Raw genomic sequence first — 14,798 nt, forward strand, 5'->3', positions numbered from 1 at the left:
TAAGATGAACATTACAACAAAAAATTTCGGTGCAGGTTATACGATTATCACTATTACCAATCTGAACGGCCTGCAGTTGACTGTTTCAGATTTCGGTGCTCGTATTACGAGTTTAAAGGTACCAACAACGAATGGTCTACGTGAGCTCGTACTTGGTTTTGATACGGCACAGGAATATCTTGAAAAGGATTTATATATTGGTGCCTCAATTGGACGAGTAGCTGGACGAATTCAAAATGGAACTTTTCAAATTGATGAGAAAATTTATAAAGTACAAATTGATGAGACAACCGGAAACACTTTACATGGCGGTACTCCAGGATTTGAAAGTAAAAAGTGGCAATATCAAGTTATCGATAATCATGATGAGGTCTCAGTGATATTTCACACGGTGAGTCCAGATGGTGAAAATGGTTTTCCGGGGAATCTTGATGTCGAGATACGTTACACGATAAATAATAAGAATATTTGGAGAATAGAAACTAGGGCGACAAGTGACAAAGATACCTTGTTTAATCCAACAAATCACGTGTATTTCAACTTAACTGGTGATGTAACGCAACCTGTAAATGAACACACCTTATGGGTGAATAGTGATAGATTTGCACCACTTGATCAGGAAAGTATTCCAATTGGTGAAAAGTTGCCTGTAGAAGGTACTGCGTTTGATTTTCGAAGGCCAGTTAAACTCAAAGAAACCTTCAATAGTACTTTTGCTCAAAAAGAATTAGTGGATGGAATTGATCACCCATTTTTCTTGAACCGACCTGAGCTATTACATAGTTCAGTGAAACTCATTAGCCCGGATGAAGTGGTCAAAATTGAAATAGCCACAAAAGAACCAAGTGTCGTCATCTTTACGGCAAATTTTGGTGAGAATACGCCTTTCATGCATGGCAAGAAACTTGCACACCATGGTGGAATTACCTTTGAAACACAGGTTTCCCCGGGTGCTGAAAAGTATTCTGATTTTGGGGATACGGTTCTTAGGGCGGATTCAACTTATCAAACGATGACTGAATTTCATATTATTTGAGATCATATTTTGAATAGTCTCTTTCAACATGAAATATGTATAGAAACAATTAGATACTGCTATCAGAATTTATTTTAAATGCGATGTTGTGTCTAGAAATAATGATGAACTCTTAGAAGTGAGCCAGTGAATACAGAGATAATTCCCTTATCTAGGAATGCATGCGAAAGGGAGGTTTATACTTATGGAAAAGAAACGTGAACTAGCTTTAAAATTTGCTGAGGTATTTGGACCTCAAGAAACAACTCAATATTTTTCTCCAGGACGTATCAATTTAATCGGAGAACATACAGACTACAATGGTGGCTATGTATTCCCCGCTTCTATTACTTATGGAACTTACGGGGTAGCTAGGCGTCGTGAGGATGATAGAGTATTAGTTTACTCAACGAACTTTGAAGAACTTGGAGTGATTAGCTTCACGTTGAATGAACTAGATTACGATAAAAATGCGAATTGGGCAAATTATGTAAAAGGAGTTATCTTAACACTGAAAGAAGCAGGTCATAAAATAGACCGTGGTTTTGAGTTATTAGTTGAAGGAACGATTCCAAATGGAGCGGGACTTTCAAGTAGTGCTTCACTTGAATTACTTGTAGGCGTAGTATTAGAAGACTTGTTCAACTTAGACGTAACGCGACTTGAATTAGTGAAAATGGGTAAAAAAGTTGAAAATGAATTCATTGGTGTAAATTCTGGTATCATGGATCAATTTGCCATTGGATTTGGTGAGAAAGATAAAGCGATTCTCCTTGATACCAATACATTAGAGCATGAAATGGTTCCAGTGGTTTTGGATGACTATGTTATTGTCATTATGAATACTAATAAACGTCGTGAACTAGTAGATTCAAAATATAATGAGCGCCGTGCTGAATGTGAAGAAGCACTCGCACGTCTCCAAACAAAGTTAGAGATTCATGCACTTGGAGAACTAAGCGAAACAGAGTTTGATGCAAATCAAGATCTTATTGGAGATGAAATCCTAATTAAACGCGCGAAGCATGCAGTTTACGAAAATGAACGCACAAAAAAAGCCCAAGCAGCTCTTACTGCAGGTGATTTAGAAGAATTCGGAAAGCTATTGAATGCTTCTCATACATCTTTAAGAGATGATTATGAAGTAACTGGGCTTGAATTAGATACATTGGTGGCCACTGCGCAAAAACAAGAGGGTGTGCTTGGATCCCGTATGACTGGAGCAGGATTTGGGGGATGCGCCATCGCATTAGTAAAAGAAAGTGAAACCCACACTTTTAAAAACAATGTTTATGATGAATATATCAAAGTTGTCGGATATGCGCCTGTCTTTTATGTGGCACACATTGGTAGTGGAACTACAGTGATTGGATGATGAATGAGGTGAAAACGATGAACACATGTCAAACAATTTATGATTTTACTACACTTGCGATTGAGAATGGAGCCATTGAGGAAAATGACCGAATTTATATGCACAATCAACTATTACGTTTGATTGGCGAATCGGAAATGGGAGAGATTACGAGCGTAGTTGAAACGGACCCACATGTGTTGTTAGATACGCTTATGGATAAAGCGAAGGAAAATCATATTATCTCTAAAAACCAAGCTAATCGTGAAATGTTCGAAGCACTTTTAATGAATGTGATTACACCACTTCCATCTAAGGTCAATGCGAATTTTCAGGAGGCATATTGTAAAGGTCCTAAACAAGCAACGGATTATTTCTTTGAACTAAGTAAACGTAATGATTATATAAAGACCCGTGAAATTGCAAAAAATATTCATTATTTAGCAGAATCAAAATATGGTGAACTTGAGATTACTATTAATTTGTCCAAACCAGAGAAAGATTCAAAAGAGATCTTAGCGGCTAGAAATGCACCGAAGGGCAACTATCCAAAATGTTTACTTTGTATTGAAAATGAAGGGTATTTTGGTCGCTTTAACCATCCAGGTAGAAGCAATCACCGAATCATTAACATCAAGCTAGATGGAGAGGAATGGGGTTTTCAATATTCACCATATGCATACTATAATGAACACTCCATCGTATTATCTAAGAAGCATCGACCAATGAAAATTTCTGGTGAGGCATTCTCTCGTTTATTTAGTTTTGTAGAAATCATGCCACACTATTTCATTGGTTCAAATGCGGATTTACCTATTGTAGGAGGATCTATCTTAAGCCATGATCACTATCAAGCTGGACGCCATGACTTTCCAATGGCAAACGCTAAAGTTCTTAAAACATTTGAACTACCTGACTACCCAAATATTTCTTGTGGTATTGTCAACTGGCCAATGAGTGTGATTCGGCTTTCTTCTTTAAACAAAGAAGAACTAATTAATGCCAGCGCCTACATCCATGAAAGTTGGAAGAACTATTCAGATGAATTCTTACAAATTCGTGCGCAATCAAAAGATGGCATAAAACATCATACGATTACACCAATTGTGCGGCGCCATGGAGAAAAGTATGAAATTGATCTTGTACTGCGTGATAATAATGTGAGTGAAGAATGCCCTGATGGAATTTTCCATCCACATCCAGATGTACAGCATATTAAGAAAGAAAATATCGGGCTTATTGAAGTCATGGGCCTTGCGATTCTTCCTCCACGTTTGATTGAGGAGCTTCATGAAGTTGAGCTGTACTTGTTAGATAAGAAAGCCAATGTTCCTGAAATCCACCAAAAATGGGCAGATGAATTAAAAGCCCAGGGCGGTTATACGGAAGAGAACATCCAAAGCTTTCTTCAAACTGAAGTTGCAAAAAAATTTGAACGCGTCTTAGAAGATGCTGGTGTCTATAAGATGAATAAAGAGGGTAGAGCAGGGTTTGATCGCTTTATCAAAGAATTACAAAGCACAACTCGAGAGGTGATAACTAGATGACAGTTTTAGTTTTAGGTGGTGCAGGCTATATCGGTTCACATGCCGTCAATCAATTAATCACAAATGGCTATGATGTAGCGGTAATCGATAATCTATTGACCGGTCATATCGAGTCGTTGCATGAAAAAGCGCGTTTTTACAAGGGAGATATACGTGATAAGAAATTCATGTGTGAAGTCTTCTCTCAAGAAAAGAATATTGAAGGTGTGATGCATTTTGCGGCATTTTCACTTGTTGGTGAATCAATGGAAGAGCCATTGAAATATTTCAATAACAACGTTTACGGCACGCAGATTACCTTAGAAGTCATGAGAGAATTCGGCGTGAAATACATTGTCTTTTCTTCAACTGCTGCAACGTTTGGAATTCCAGAAGAGATGCCAATTAAGGAAACAACTCCAACAAAGCCAATTAGCCCATACGGTCAAAGTAAGTTGATGATGGAACAAATGATGAAATGGCAAAGTGAGGCAAGCGACATGAATTATGTGGCGCTTCGTTACTTTAATGTTGCAGGCGCAAAAGAAGATGGCTCAATTGGAGAAGCCCATAATCATGAAACACATTTGATTCCGATTATTTTACAGGTAGCACTTGGCCAGCGTGATGAGCTCATGATTTATGGGGGCGATTATAACACGCCGGATGGAACGAACATCCGTGACTATATCCATGTAGTAGATTTAATCGATGCGCATATCAAAGCGCTAGAATATTTAAAAACTGGCGGAAAACCGGACATATTTAATCTTGGTTCAGCAGAAGGCTTTTCAAATAAAGAAATACTTAAAGCTGCTCGTGAGGTCACAAGACATCCAATTCCAGCAAAAATCGGTCCGCGTCGCCCAGGTGATCCAGATGTGTTAATTGCATCAAGTGTGAAAGCCAAGGAAGTTCTTGGTTGGGAACCAAAATATACTTCTATTAAGGATATTATTGCTACAGCATGGAAATGGCATCAAAGTCATCCAGAAGGATATTAAAAACATTCGAAAAAGAACTGCACTAGAGGCGATGAAATTTCTAGTGCGGTTTTATTTTCAACCATAATAATTAGTAGTGAAGTTTGTAGAAATATGATATCTTTGTTAAAATCCTAGCTTGATAGACATGGGGTATACCCCCGCTAATTAAACCAGTATAATCGCTCATCATCTAGCCTATTTTCTGTTTATAAAAACATTGAAGATGAGAAGTTTAAGTATTATATAGTGAAAAATAAGAAGGATATTTTTCACTGCCTTAAAAAGTTCCTTAAGAAATAAATTTAAATATAAAAATAATTAAATGTATAGAAATCATAGGGCTGCAAGGCGATTCTTTAAGAAAGCTTTGCGGTCTTTTCATGTCTCTAAAACCCGGGTGATTATAGTTGATAAAAATCCAGCTTATCCAATAGCCATGGGAAAATTGGGGAAAGAAAAAAAGATGCCACTAGGCATGCAAATTAGACAGATAAAATATTTAAATAACATTGTGGAACAAGATCATCGTTTATGAACAAAGATTAATGAAGTATTAATATTCCCACCTATTGTTGAAGGGAGTTTAAAAAAGAAACTGTCTCTAAAAAATCGTTTTTTAACGAATTTTTGAGACAACTTCTTTTCACATATATATTGTATTAGTAAACACATATTGCAAGTTAAATTTGAGAATAAAATAAAATTAAGAATGTTATTATTTTGTAGAATTTCCTACATACGCTGAAATATCAACATTTAATGCTTCCGCTAGGCGCATACCATACTCGCGGTCTGCGCGGAAGAAATTGCAAATTGCAAGTAATTTCGTTTGCTCATTCACATCTTTTAAATCGCTTGTTAAGTTTGCGATTAAATTATCTTGTTCCTCTTTAGAGAATGAACGGTAACGTTCACCAGCTTGCTGGAAGTCGTTTGGTTTATCAATTTTTTCACGAGATACGTAGCCTTCAAGTTTCATATTCGAATCACGGTAAGCTGAATCTTCAACTGGGTTTTCAGCATGACGACTTGGCTCGTAGTTAATTGTTGATGGGTTTTGATTGATTTGCATTGTACCATCACGTTGTTGATTACGAACAGCTGCGTATGGGCAGTTTACAGGAATTTGTAAATAGTTTGCACCAAGGCGGTAACGCTGTGTATCTGGGTAAGAGAATAAACGACCTTGTAATAATTTATCTTCAGATGGTTCAATACCAGGTACAGTTGCACTCGGAGTAAACGCCGCTTGTTCTACCTCCGCAAAGAAGTTTTTCGGGTTACGATTTAACGTCATTGTCCCTACTTCGATTAATGGGAAACGATCTTCTGGCCACACTTTAGTAGGATCTAACGGATCGAAATCTAAAGAATCCATTTCATCTAATTGCATCACTTGTACGTGTAGATCCCATTTTGGATAGTTTCCTTTTTCAATCGCTTCGAATAAATCACGAGTCGCATGGTTGAAATCTTTACCTTGTACTTCTTCCACTTCTTTTGCACTTAAATTTCGGACATCTTGCTGTGGTTTCCAGTGGTATTTAATATAAACAATTTTCCCTTTCGCATTAATCCATTTAAATGAATGTACGCCGAAACCTTCCAGTTCACGATAGTTTGCCGGTGTACCATAATCAGAAAATACCCATGTCAGCATATGTGTAGATTCTGGAGTTAACGTCATGAAATCCCAGTAACGATCTGGCGTTTGAATATTTGTATCAGGTGCTGGCTTTAAAGAATGCACCATGTCAGGGAATTTAATTGCATCACGAATGAAGAAAACAGGTAAATGGTTACCTACGATATCATAGTTTCCTTCTTCTGTATAAAATTTAACAGCGAACCCGCGTGGATCACGAGCTGTTTCTGGAGAACCTTGACCATGAATAACCGTTGAGAAACGAACGAATACAGGTGTTTCAGTTCCTTCATTTTGTAAAAACGCTGCTTTCGTATATTGCTTCATACTGTTTTTTGTTACGAACATACCATGAGCACCTGCACCACGTGCATGTACAACACGCTCTGGAATACGTTCACGATCAAAATGAGCAAGCTTTTCTATTAAATGATAATCTTCTAATAATACTGGTCCACGTTGACCAGCTGTACGAGAATTTTGGTTATCTCCTACAGGAGAACCTTGATTTGTTGTTAAGCGATTATTCGGATTCATAAAGGGGAACCTCCTATTTACATTCAATAATAATTATTTAATTGGAAATATTGTAATTTAATATATATTTAGTTTTATTACTTGTCAATAATTTAAAATCGTTTTTTTCATTTTTTTGAGATAGGGTCCGCGAAACAATCCATAAATATATCTTGTGTATTTAGCATAGCCAGTCTAATATACTCTGCAATAAATCCAATTGGACAATAAACAAAAGAGTTATAACCTACTTTATATATAAACCTCTCGTCAAGTCTTGTATATTTGATCCAATCCATGAATCTGGTGTATTCCCTACACTTCGCCAACCAATTGTTAATCTTCTAAATTTGAACATACTAATCACACATCTTTTCTAGAATTTTAATTTCCTTATATCTCTGGATGTTAATCCGTAATGAGCATTCGTTCATCATCTGTAGGATTATTTAAAAAGCCCTCTTTTGATAACTATATGTTCAACTAAGTAATTATTACACGTTATGTAGTATGTCTATTAAGTTATAATCATTATAAAATGATAATTGATGAAAGTAAATATTATGTCGATAAATGTCATCAAATTTTTAATATCAATTCTTTTTTTATAAAAATTATAAAAAAAGAATTGATATTGGATAGAGATTATATTAATATCATTCGAGGATATTATGTACTATTCACTAACTAATGAAGGATGTAAAAAAGAAGATATTTTGTAAAATATACCTTTAAATAAACTTTGAATATAGGGGTACCGTCAGTATTTTGGAAAAAACCACGCTAAGAAAAAAAGATATCAGAATGGACTGAAGTACGTTTAAAATCAGTTCGAAAACTCATTACCAAAAGCAAAATATCAAATACCGTTTATGGAACCTTCTTAACGTACAGAAAAACCAAGTTTCTTAAATAAAAAGTTCCCTGACGTACGATATTCGCCTTTAAGTTGGGAAGATATCAATTTCTTAGGAGAATATAAGTTTGAGGGATTACATTCAATAAGTTTACATTCCTTACGTCCTTTGAATATTTAAGAGCCGATTTGCTCTTAACGGGGTAAAATCTGGCTCTTTTCTTGTCCGACTTTTCTTAGCATGGGGTTTTCCTGAAATAAATGTTAATTGCGAGGAGAGGATATCAGTGTTTGGGAAATGCCGAGATATAGGGAGTTTGTTATTAATTCTTTCGTTGCTGATTATAGCTTGTGTATTACAGGCCTTGGGAGAGAAGAATGTGGAATGATGGATGAAATTATAGAAATTTTTATAAAATTTATTATGATTTATTGTATAGGCTGTTTTGGTGGTAGTTTGTTATGGAAAACGAAAATAGATTGAAAGGAAAGGAGATTCAATATGAGCCTTTCATCAAAAAAGATGTTGCAGCGGGTTGAAGAAAAGGAAACGTCATACTGTAATGATGATCCATTGGCTATTGCAAAAGGGATTAGAAATGGATTTCTAATGGTAATGCCATTTTGGTTAGTTGTATCGTATTTAGTTATATGAAAACTACATAACTACGAAAGGGTGAAAGAAATGATTGTTTCAAATGGAATTGCTGATATTCAAACGAAAAAGCAGGCACAGGAACTCGCAATGGAAATGACAAAACAAATGCTTCATGAAGGCGCTGGATTAACGTGGGTGAGAACTACACAATCATTTTTAAGTGGAGCAATCCTTTATATTAAGAATAAGCATAAAGAACAGGCTCATTTATCCGATTTGAAGGTGTTTGTTGTACAAGGCGGGAGGAAGGACGGCTCTTTAGAATATATCACTAGCCATTTGGAAAAGGATCATCCTTCTTATCATGCTTTTCAAATCATGTTAGCGTGTAAAGAATCGACGCGCGCTCTTTGTTCTTATCCTTTCTCGATTGTGTATGAGAGCAATAGAGAGGTGAGATAACAAAATGAGTTTAATCATTCCACATTATTTACTTGTATGCGGATGTTCGAAAGACAAAGTGTTACAGGCACATAAAAAAGCGAAAGAAATATTTAATCCGAAGGGTCAAACGAATAAATTGGTAAGTCAGTTGAGAAACGTTTCCTTTTTTGTACTTTGTGACGGTGGCCATCATAGATGGAAAAATGAAGATGAATATATGAAAGCGAAAACAGCATATATTCGTTACCTTGTAGAGTCTGATATTCAGTTTGTAGAAATGGCAACACAAGAATTGATTTCTTGAAAGTATGCAAAAGACCCAAAAAAGCTAGAACAACATACTTGTCATGTAGAAAGAAAAAAAACAGCGTATCATTAGTCAGCTGATCGATTGCGGATTTTACAAGGATGGAAGAAGACAACTCTATGAATTAGAGCCTTCAGAACTAGAGAAATCCACTATAGTAGTTGTGAAAGGGTTGCGATTAGTATCGGTTACTTATGTATCGACTGGAAGAGTCAAAAGGTTCGATTTTATTTAGGTGGATCAGAAGAGAACTTGGATTATCTAGTCAAAGCGTTTCGAAGTGTATATAAAAACGCGAAAATTGTAGAACAAATTTCGTTTTCACGTAATAAATTGTTTGGTGGTGCGGTTGGCGGGAGAATGAGATGAAAGATGAAAAAGTCCTATCACTTACTTAATATAAAACTGATAAACTAGGGCTACCGCCCCATGTCCATCAACTTAAGAATCTTTACTACCCCCACGTTATTCTTTCTAAAAAGCTAAATAGAAAGGATGACGTTTTTTACTAAATTCTTAAGTTGATGGACATATATGGTGACTCCTAGGAGTTGATACATATGGAAAACAAGAGCTCATGTATATGCAATTTCAAAAAAATCAAAAGACCAGAAGCTTAAATCTTATATCAAACCCATAGCCGATTATCAACAAGAGTAAAGGAGCGGTAAGTATGACAACAATTTTAGTATTAGAAGATGAGATAACAATTCGTAATTTTATTACATTAAATATGAAGCGTGCTGGTTTCAATGTTTTGGAAACCGATACAGGTGAAAAAGCTCTTGAACTTTTAGAAAATCATAATGTTGATATTGTAATACTTGATGTTATGTTACCAGGAATAGATGGCTTTCGGGTATGCAAAAGAATACGAAAAAACAATGAAAAGATTGGTATTATTATATTAACGGCACGTGTTCAAGAGAAAGATCAGGTACACGGGTTGACAATTGGAGCAGATGATTATATTAAAAAACCATTTAGCATAATTGAATTAGTAGCACGTGTACAATCATTGCTAAGAAGAGTAAAAGAAAATAAAAAGGATATGAAATTGATACATTCGGGACCATTTCAATTAAATCTTCTGCAAGGAGAATTATATAGGAATGAGATAGTAATTGATTTAACTCCAACAGAGCATATTATTTTACGATATTTAATGGAAAATTCCATAAAACCAATTTCACGTGATGAACTCTTAAATAAAATATGGGGTATAAGTTGTGTAGGTAACACAAAAGTAATAGATGTGAATATCAGTCGTCTTCGTCAGAAAATCGAACCTAGTCCTTCTGATCCTCAGTTTCTCCTTACGGTACGAGGAAAAGGATATAAATGGAAAGAAAGCGAACGATGAGGCGGAAAATTAGTTTGTACTTTATCGTTTCCTGACAGAATACTCCTTCCTCAAGCGTGTGAAGGGCGTTAGCCCAACGGTAGGTGGGAGATGAATGCCAGTAGGCGTAAGCCTACGTTTTTTTGTATACTGTAGATATCCTATAACAAAACGAGGTGCAACCTATGTTAGTAAATAAAGCATATAAATTTCGTATCTACCCAAATAAGAAACAAGAAATAGTAATTGCTAAAACGATTGGTTGCTAGAGAGATGAAAAAAAGGAAAAAACTATTGGATTTATGGAAAACGATTACACTATTAGTGTGTACAGTTGTAATTTTTTCTTTACTCGTAACAGATACTTTAATTAGTCACAACGTTGAACGAACGACAGAAGAAAGCCAGGCAGAAAGTGCAAAAACAATTGCACGTATTGTAGCAACCTCTTCAGTTATCATTGAAGGTTTGACAGGAAAGACGGATATATCCGAAATTCAAACGTATACAAACAAATTATTAAAGCACACGAATGTTCAATTTATTGTAGTTATGGATATGGATGGAATACGAAAATCTCATCCAAACCCTGAAAAAATAGGTCATCATTTTGTTGGAGGGGATGAAGGAGCTGTATTGAAGGGAAAGGAACACGAATCGTTAGCAGAAGGAACTTTAGGGATTTCTATGCGAGTATTCGAACCTATTTTTGCTGACACAGGTGAGCAACTTGGTGCGGTCGCTGTTGGCATTTCAGCTGATAATGTGAAAGAGAGAGTGAAAGAAAGTAGACATATCATTTACATCGGTGTTGGTTTTGGAATATTAGTTGGAATTATAGGAGCGATATTGCTAGCTAGACATATAAAGAAAATTTTATTTGGTCTTGAACCACATAGGATAGCGAAAATTTTAGAAGAAAGAAATACGATGCTACAATCTGTAAAAGAAGGTATTGTTGCTGTAGATACAGAGGCGAGAATAACTTTAATTAATAGTGAGGCAAAACGAATACTTAAGAAAATTGGACTTACAGAAGATTTTATCGGTAAAGATATTGAATTATATACGCCGAATTCACGTATAAAAGAAGTGTTACAAACAGGAGAGGTACAATTAAACGAAGAACAAAATATTCTTGGAATTACGATTGTTACAAACCGTGTTCCTTTATACGTAAAAGGAGAAATAGTTGGCGTGATTGCAACATTTCGTGATAAAACAGAGATTAGAAAATTGGCAGAGGAACTAACCGGTATCAGGCTATATGCGGAAGCATTACGGGCACAGTCCCATGAGTTTATGAATAAAATGCATGTTGTATTAGGACTTACACATATGAAACAGTATGAAGAATTGCAGAAATATGTAAGTAGTATGGTGTCAGAGCATCAATATGAAATTGGTGTGGTTATGAAAAGAATTAAAAGTCCGGTATTTGCTGGTTTTTTACTAGGTAAGCTTAGTTATGCTAGAGAGAAAAATATAAAGTTAATTATAAGTGAAGGTTCGGACTTACCAGACATATATGATGAGAGGATCATTCATGAACTTATTACGATTGTCGGAAATTTGATTAATAATGCATTAGACGCAGTGATGAATTGTGAGAAGAAGCAGGTTGAAGTTGGAATACAATATGGGGATACATTAATCATTACAGTACAAGATACAGGGAAAGGCATACAAGAAAATGAAATAGATGCATTATTTATAAAAGGTTATTCCACAAAGGGTGATAATCGGGGGTATGGTTTGCATCTTGTAAAGGAAAGCATACAGCGAATAAATGGGGAAATTCATATTCATTCATTGATAGGAGAGGGAACAACGATAACAATTGAAATACCTAATAGTAGGGATGAGAGATAAAGATGATTAAAGTTTTAATTGTAGAAGATGATCCGATGGTAGCGATGTTAAATACGCATTACTTAGAGCAAGTGGGAGGGTTTGAACTTATTCATGCAGCTAAATCAGTAAAAGAGGCGATAGAAGTATTAGAGAAATCACGAGTAGATTTAGTATTACTTGATATTTTTATGCATGAGGAGACTGGATTTGAGCTTTTAATGTATATTCGGAATCAAGAAAAAGAAATTGATATTATGATGATTTCAGCTGTACATGATATGGGGAGTATAAAAAAAGCATTACAATATGGAGTAGTAGATTATTTAATTAAGCCATTTACATTTGAACGATTTAAAGAGGCGTTAACTGTATATCGAGAAAAACTTACTTTTATGAAAGAACAACAAAAAATTAGTCAATCAGAATTAGATTCGTTAATTTTACAAAAAGAAAAAAGAGAGTCTACTGTCACAAAAGAGCTTCCGAAAGGATTAACGAAGCAAACGTTGCAACTCATTTGGCAGAAAATCGAATCGCTTAATGGACAAACATTTACAACTGATGAAATGGCGCAATTAGTAGGGGTTTCGAGAGTTTCTATTCGAAAGTATGTAATGTTTTTGACTGAAATCGGAGTATTAGAGAATGAAATGGTGTATCAACATGTGGGAAGACCGGTGAGTAAATTAAGATGTATTGACCAAAATATAACAGGTTTTTACGTATAAGCGACTTATTATAAGTCGCTTATATTTTTTAAAATTACAAAAGTAGTTACAAAACTTACAAAAACTATTTTTACTATTGAAAGCATTTTAATATTGTTATTAAGAGAACAAGGGTGGGCCATCTGGGAATTCAAAAGAATGTGGAAGCGGTATCGTTTTCTGATGGGAATGAATTGAAAAGTGAATCTTTCGCTTCTAAAATTATGAATGTTAAAATCGATGTTATACCTTTACCGTTATATGTAGTATTGGCTGCTATTATTTATAGAACATCTGTATATAATAAATTACCAGCAGATATGATCGGTGGATTTGCAGTTATTGGGTAAATAAATCCAACAAGAAACAAAGGTTTTTGTAGATAGCTTGTTTTCTTTCATCCTTACAGAACTGTCATCTTTATGTAAGGTTATTAGATAGTTTATTTGGCTTTTAAAAGTAATAATAAGATTATAAGAAACAACAATAAATTTTAAAAGATTATAGGAGTGTGTTAATAATGATTGTAACAACAACTAATACTATTCAGGGTAAAGAAATTATTGAGTATATAGACATCGTAAACGGTGAAGCAATTATGGGTGCAAATATCGTACGCGATATCTTCGCTTCTGTTCGTGACGTAGTAGGTGGCCGTTCTGGTGCTTATGAAAGTAAATTAAAAGAAGCTCGTGACATTGCGATGGAAGAAATGAAACAACTTGCAACGCAAAAAGGAGCAAATGCAATTGTTGGCATCGATGTAGACTACGAAGTGGTTCGCGATGGAATGTTAATGGTCGCGATAAGCGGTACAGCTGTACGTGTGTAAATAGATAGAAAAGTAGAACCTAATTGGAGTTGCAGGTTATTATGGCAAAATATTCTTTGAAAACGAAATTAGTTGCATAGAGGTTCTGGTGCAAAGTTAAAAAAAGTATCAAATAAATCGATACATTAGGTTTAGGGTTTAAGCAATCGCTATTAACTGTTGTAATTCCTGGTATGGCCCAAAAACGAAGTCTTTCGAAAGGCTTCGTTTTTGTATTCACAATTGGAACATAATTGACTAGAAGCAAATGTTTTAGATACCATAACAACTTGTTTGCCATACCATTTTGCTTTATATTCCAACATAGTCCGAAATTGTGACCAAGATACTTCACTAATCGCTTTTGCAAGCTTTCTATTTTTGAGCATGTTACTGACTTGTAAGTCTTCCATACCGATAACATCGTGGTTTTTGATGATTTCAGTAGAAAGTTTATGTAAGTAATCAGCTCTTGCATTTGTAATATATTCATGGATTCGTGCAACTTTCACACGTTGTTTATTCCAGTTCGAAGAACCTTTTGTTCTTCTAGAAAGGGTACGCTGTGCTTTCACTAACTTTTCTTCTAATGTACGGAAGAATCTAGGGTTCTTGTATATTGTACCATCAGAAAGAATGGCAAAATCTTTTAATCCAACATCGATTCCACAAGTGGATTGAGTTTTAGGCATTTCTTGTACGTTTGTTTCAACAAGGATAGATACAAAGTATTTACCACTTGGGTTATGACGAATCGTTGTATGCAAGATACGCCCTTCTACTTCACGACTTTTAGCAAAGCGAACAAGGCCAAGTTTCGGTAATTTTATTGTGTTG

The 14,798-nt window shown here is 35.2% G+C and carries 13 protein-coding genes and 6 pseudogenes; 16 read left to right on the forward strand and 3 right to left on the reverse strand.

Features of this window, described 5'->3' with window-relative positions:
• Positions 1-4: 4 nt before the first annotated feature.
• The 6 genes and pseudogenes from BAU28_RS19915 to BAU28_RS19935 form a co-directional block, all read left to right on the forward strand.
• The gene (locus BAU28_RS19915; RefSeq protein WP_071719686.1) at positions 5-1,036 is read left to right on the forward strand and encodes a galactose-1-epimerase; all 1,032 of its coding nucleotides are present in this window, start codon (positions 5-7) and stop codon (positions 1,034-1,036) included.
• Between the two features lie 184 nt (positions 1,037-1,220).
• Positions 1,221-2,390, forward strand: coding sequence for a galactokinase (locus tag BAU28_RS19920; protein ID WP_071719687.1), 1,170 nt, complete (start codon positions 1,221-1,223; stop codon positions 2,388-2,390).
• Entirely contained in the window at positions 2,387-3,916 is a 1,530-nt protein-coding gene (galT, locus tag BAU28_RS19925; protein WP_083594840.1) for a UDP-glucose--hexose-1-phosphate uridylyltransferase, read from the forward strand. The genes BAU28_RS19920 and galT overlap by 4 nt, the downstream gene beginning before the upstream one ends.
• On the forward strand, positions 3,913-4,899 hold the full coding sequence (gene galE, locus BAU28_RS19930; protein WP_071719689.1) for a UDP-glucose 4-epimerase GalE: 987 nt from the start codon (positions 3,913-3,915) through the stop codon (positions 4,897-4,899). The genes galT and galE overlap by 4 nt, the downstream gene beginning before the upstream one ends.
• Positions 4,900-5,046: 147 nt before the next feature.
• Positions 5,047-5,181, forward strand: a pseudogene (locus BAU28_RS31040) (sporulation protein YhbH); the annotation flags it as partial.
• 28 nt (positions 5,182-5,209) lie between these two features.
• Positions 5,210-5,410: pseudogene (locus BAU28_RS19935) on the forward strand (DDE-type integrase/transposase/recombinase); the annotation flags it as partial.
• 186 nt (positions 5,411-5,596) lie between these two features.
• On the opposite strand, the gene BAU28_RS19940 reads toward BAU28_RS19935, so the two are convergent.
• Positions 5,597-7,063, reverse strand: a complete 1,467-nt coding sequence (locus tag BAU28_RS19940; protein ID WP_071719690.1) for a catalase — start codon at positions 7,061-7,063, stop codon at positions 5,597-5,599.
• A 107-nt stretch (positions 7,064-7,170) separates the two neighbouring features.
• A pseudogene (locus tag BAU28_RS31045) lies at positions 7,171-7,376 on the reverse strand (ferrochelatase); the annotation flags it as partial.
• Between the two features lie 1,024 nt (positions 7,377-8,400).
• Here BAU28_RS31045 and BAU28_RS30485 point away from each other — a divergent pair.
• From BAU28_RS30485 to BAU28_RS19995, 10 genes and pseudogenes are all read left to right on the forward strand, one after another.
• On the forward strand, positions 8,401-8,553 hold the full coding sequence (locus BAU28_RS30485) for a hypothetical protein (protein WP_165615175.1): 153 nt from the start codon (positions 8,401-8,403) through the stop codon (positions 8,551-8,553).
• Between the two features lie 30 nt (positions 8,554-8,583).
• On the forward strand, positions 8,584-8,958 hold the full coding sequence (locus tag BAU28_RS19950; protein WP_083594841.1) for a hypothetical protein: 375 nt from the start codon (positions 8,584-8,586) through the stop codon (positions 8,956-8,958).
• A gap of 4 nt (positions 8,959-8,962) precedes the next feature.
• Complete coding sequence (locus BAU28_RS19955) at positions 8,963-9,244, forward strand: hypothetical protein (RefSeq protein ID WP_071719691.1); 282 nt, start codon at positions 8,963-8,965, stop codon at positions 9,242-9,244.
• Between the two features lie 82 nt (positions 9,245-9,326).
• Positions 9,327-9,482, forward strand: a complete 156-nt coding sequence (locus BAU28_RS19960) for a hypothetical protein (RefSeq protein ID WP_244158147.1) — start codon at positions 9,327-9,329, stop codon at positions 9,480-9,482.
• A gap of 438 nt (positions 9,483-9,920) precedes the next feature.
• Positions 9,921-10,610: a response regulator transcription factor gene (locus BAU28_RS19970; RefSeq protein WP_071719693.1), complete on the forward strand. Its 690-nt coding sequence runs from the start codon at positions 9,921-9,923 to the stop codon at positions 10,608-10,610.
• A gap of 164 nt (positions 10,611-10,774) precedes the next feature.
• Positions 10,775-10,855, forward strand: a pseudogene (locus BAU28_RS30230) (helix-turn-helix domain-containing protein); the annotation flags it as partial.
• Between the two features lie 7 nt (positions 10,856-10,862).
• Positions 10,863-12,461 carry a sensor histidine kinase gene (locus tag BAU28_RS19980; protein ID WP_071719694.1) on the forward strand — a complete coding sequence of 533 codons (1,599 nt, stop codon included), beginning with the start codon at positions 10,863-10,865 and terminating at the stop codon, positions 12,459-12,461.
• A 2-nt stretch (positions 12,462-12,463) separates the two neighbouring features.
• Positions 12,464-13,171 carry a response regulator gene (locus BAU28_RS19985; protein WP_071719695.1) on the forward strand — a complete coding sequence of 236 codons (708 nt, stop codon included), beginning with the start codon at positions 12,464-12,466 and terminating at the stop codon, positions 13,169-13,171.
• Between the two features lie 122 nt (positions 13,172-13,293).
• A pseudogene (locus BAU28_RS19990) lies at positions 13,294-13,494 on the forward strand (malate permease); the annotation flags it as partial.
• A gap of 176 nt (positions 13,495-13,670) precedes the next feature.
• Positions 13,671-13,982, forward strand: coding sequence for a heavy metal-binding domain-containing protein (locus BAU28_RS19995; RefSeq protein ID WP_000637485.1), 312 nt, complete (start codon positions 13,671-13,673; stop codon positions 13,980-13,982).
• Between the two features lie 203 nt (positions 13,983-14,185).
• On the opposite strand, the pseudogene BAU28_RS20000 reads toward BAU28_RS19995, so the two are convergent.
• Positions 14,186-14,798, reverse strand: a pseudogene (locus tag BAU28_RS20000) (RNA-guided endonuclease TnpB family protein); the annotation flags it as partial.

It is taken from the genome of Bacillus paramycoides (assembly GCF_001884235.1).
In the GTDB taxonomy this organism is placed as follows: Bacteria; Bacillota; Bacilli; order Bacillales; family Bacillaceae_G; genus Bacillus_A; species Bacillus_A paramycoides.

Excerpts from the sequence above, each read along its gene's own strand:
- BAU28_RS19970 (WP_071719693.1), top strand. The coding sequence starts at position 9,921 with ATGACAACAATTTTAGTATTAGAAGATGAGATAACAATTCGTAATTTT.
- BAU28_RS19955 (WP_071719691.1), top strand. The coding sequence starts at position 8,963 with ATGAGTTTAATCATTCCACATTATTTACTTGTATGCGGATGTTCGAAA.
- BAU28_RS19985 (WP_071719695.1), top strand. The coding sequence starts at position 12,464 with ATGATTAAAGTTTTAATTGTAGAAGATGATCCGATGGTAGCGATGTTA.
- BAU28_RS19940 (WP_071719690.1), bottom strand. The coding sequence starts at position 7,063 with ATGAATCCGAATAATCGCTTAACAACAAATCAAGGTTCTCCTGTAGGA.
- BAU28_RS19995 (WP_000637485.1), top strand. The coding sequence starts at position 13,671 with ATGATTGTAACAACAACTAATACTATTCAGGGTAAAGAAATTATTGAG.
- BAU28_RS19980 (WP_071719694.1), top strand. The coding sequence starts at position 10,863 with ATGAAAAAAAGGAAAAAACTATTGGATTTATGGAAAACGATTACACTA.
- BAU28_RS19950 (WP_083594841.1), top strand. The coding sequence starts at position 8,584 with ATGATTGTTTCAAATGGAATTGCTGATATTCAAACGAAAAAGCAGGCA.
- BAU28_RS19920 (WP_071719687.1), top strand. The coding sequence starts at position 1,221 with ATGGAAAAGAAACGTGAACTAGCTTTAAAATTTGCTGAGGTATTTGGA.
- galT (WP_083594840.1), top strand. The coding sequence starts at position 2,387 with ATGATGAATGAGGTGAAAACGATGAACACATGTCAAACAATTTATGAT.
- BAU28_RS30485 (WP_165615175.1), top strand. The coding sequence starts at position 8,401 with ATGAGCCTTTCATCAAAAAAGATGTTGCAGCGGGTTGAAGAAAAGGAA.
- BAU28_RS19915 (WP_071719686.1), top strand. The coding sequence starts at position 5 with ATGAACATTACAACAAAAAATTTCGGTGCAGGTTATACGATTATCACT.
- galE (WP_071719689.1), top strand. The coding sequence starts at position 3,913 with ATGACAGTTTTAGTTTTAGGTGGTGCAGGCTATATCGGTTCACATGCC.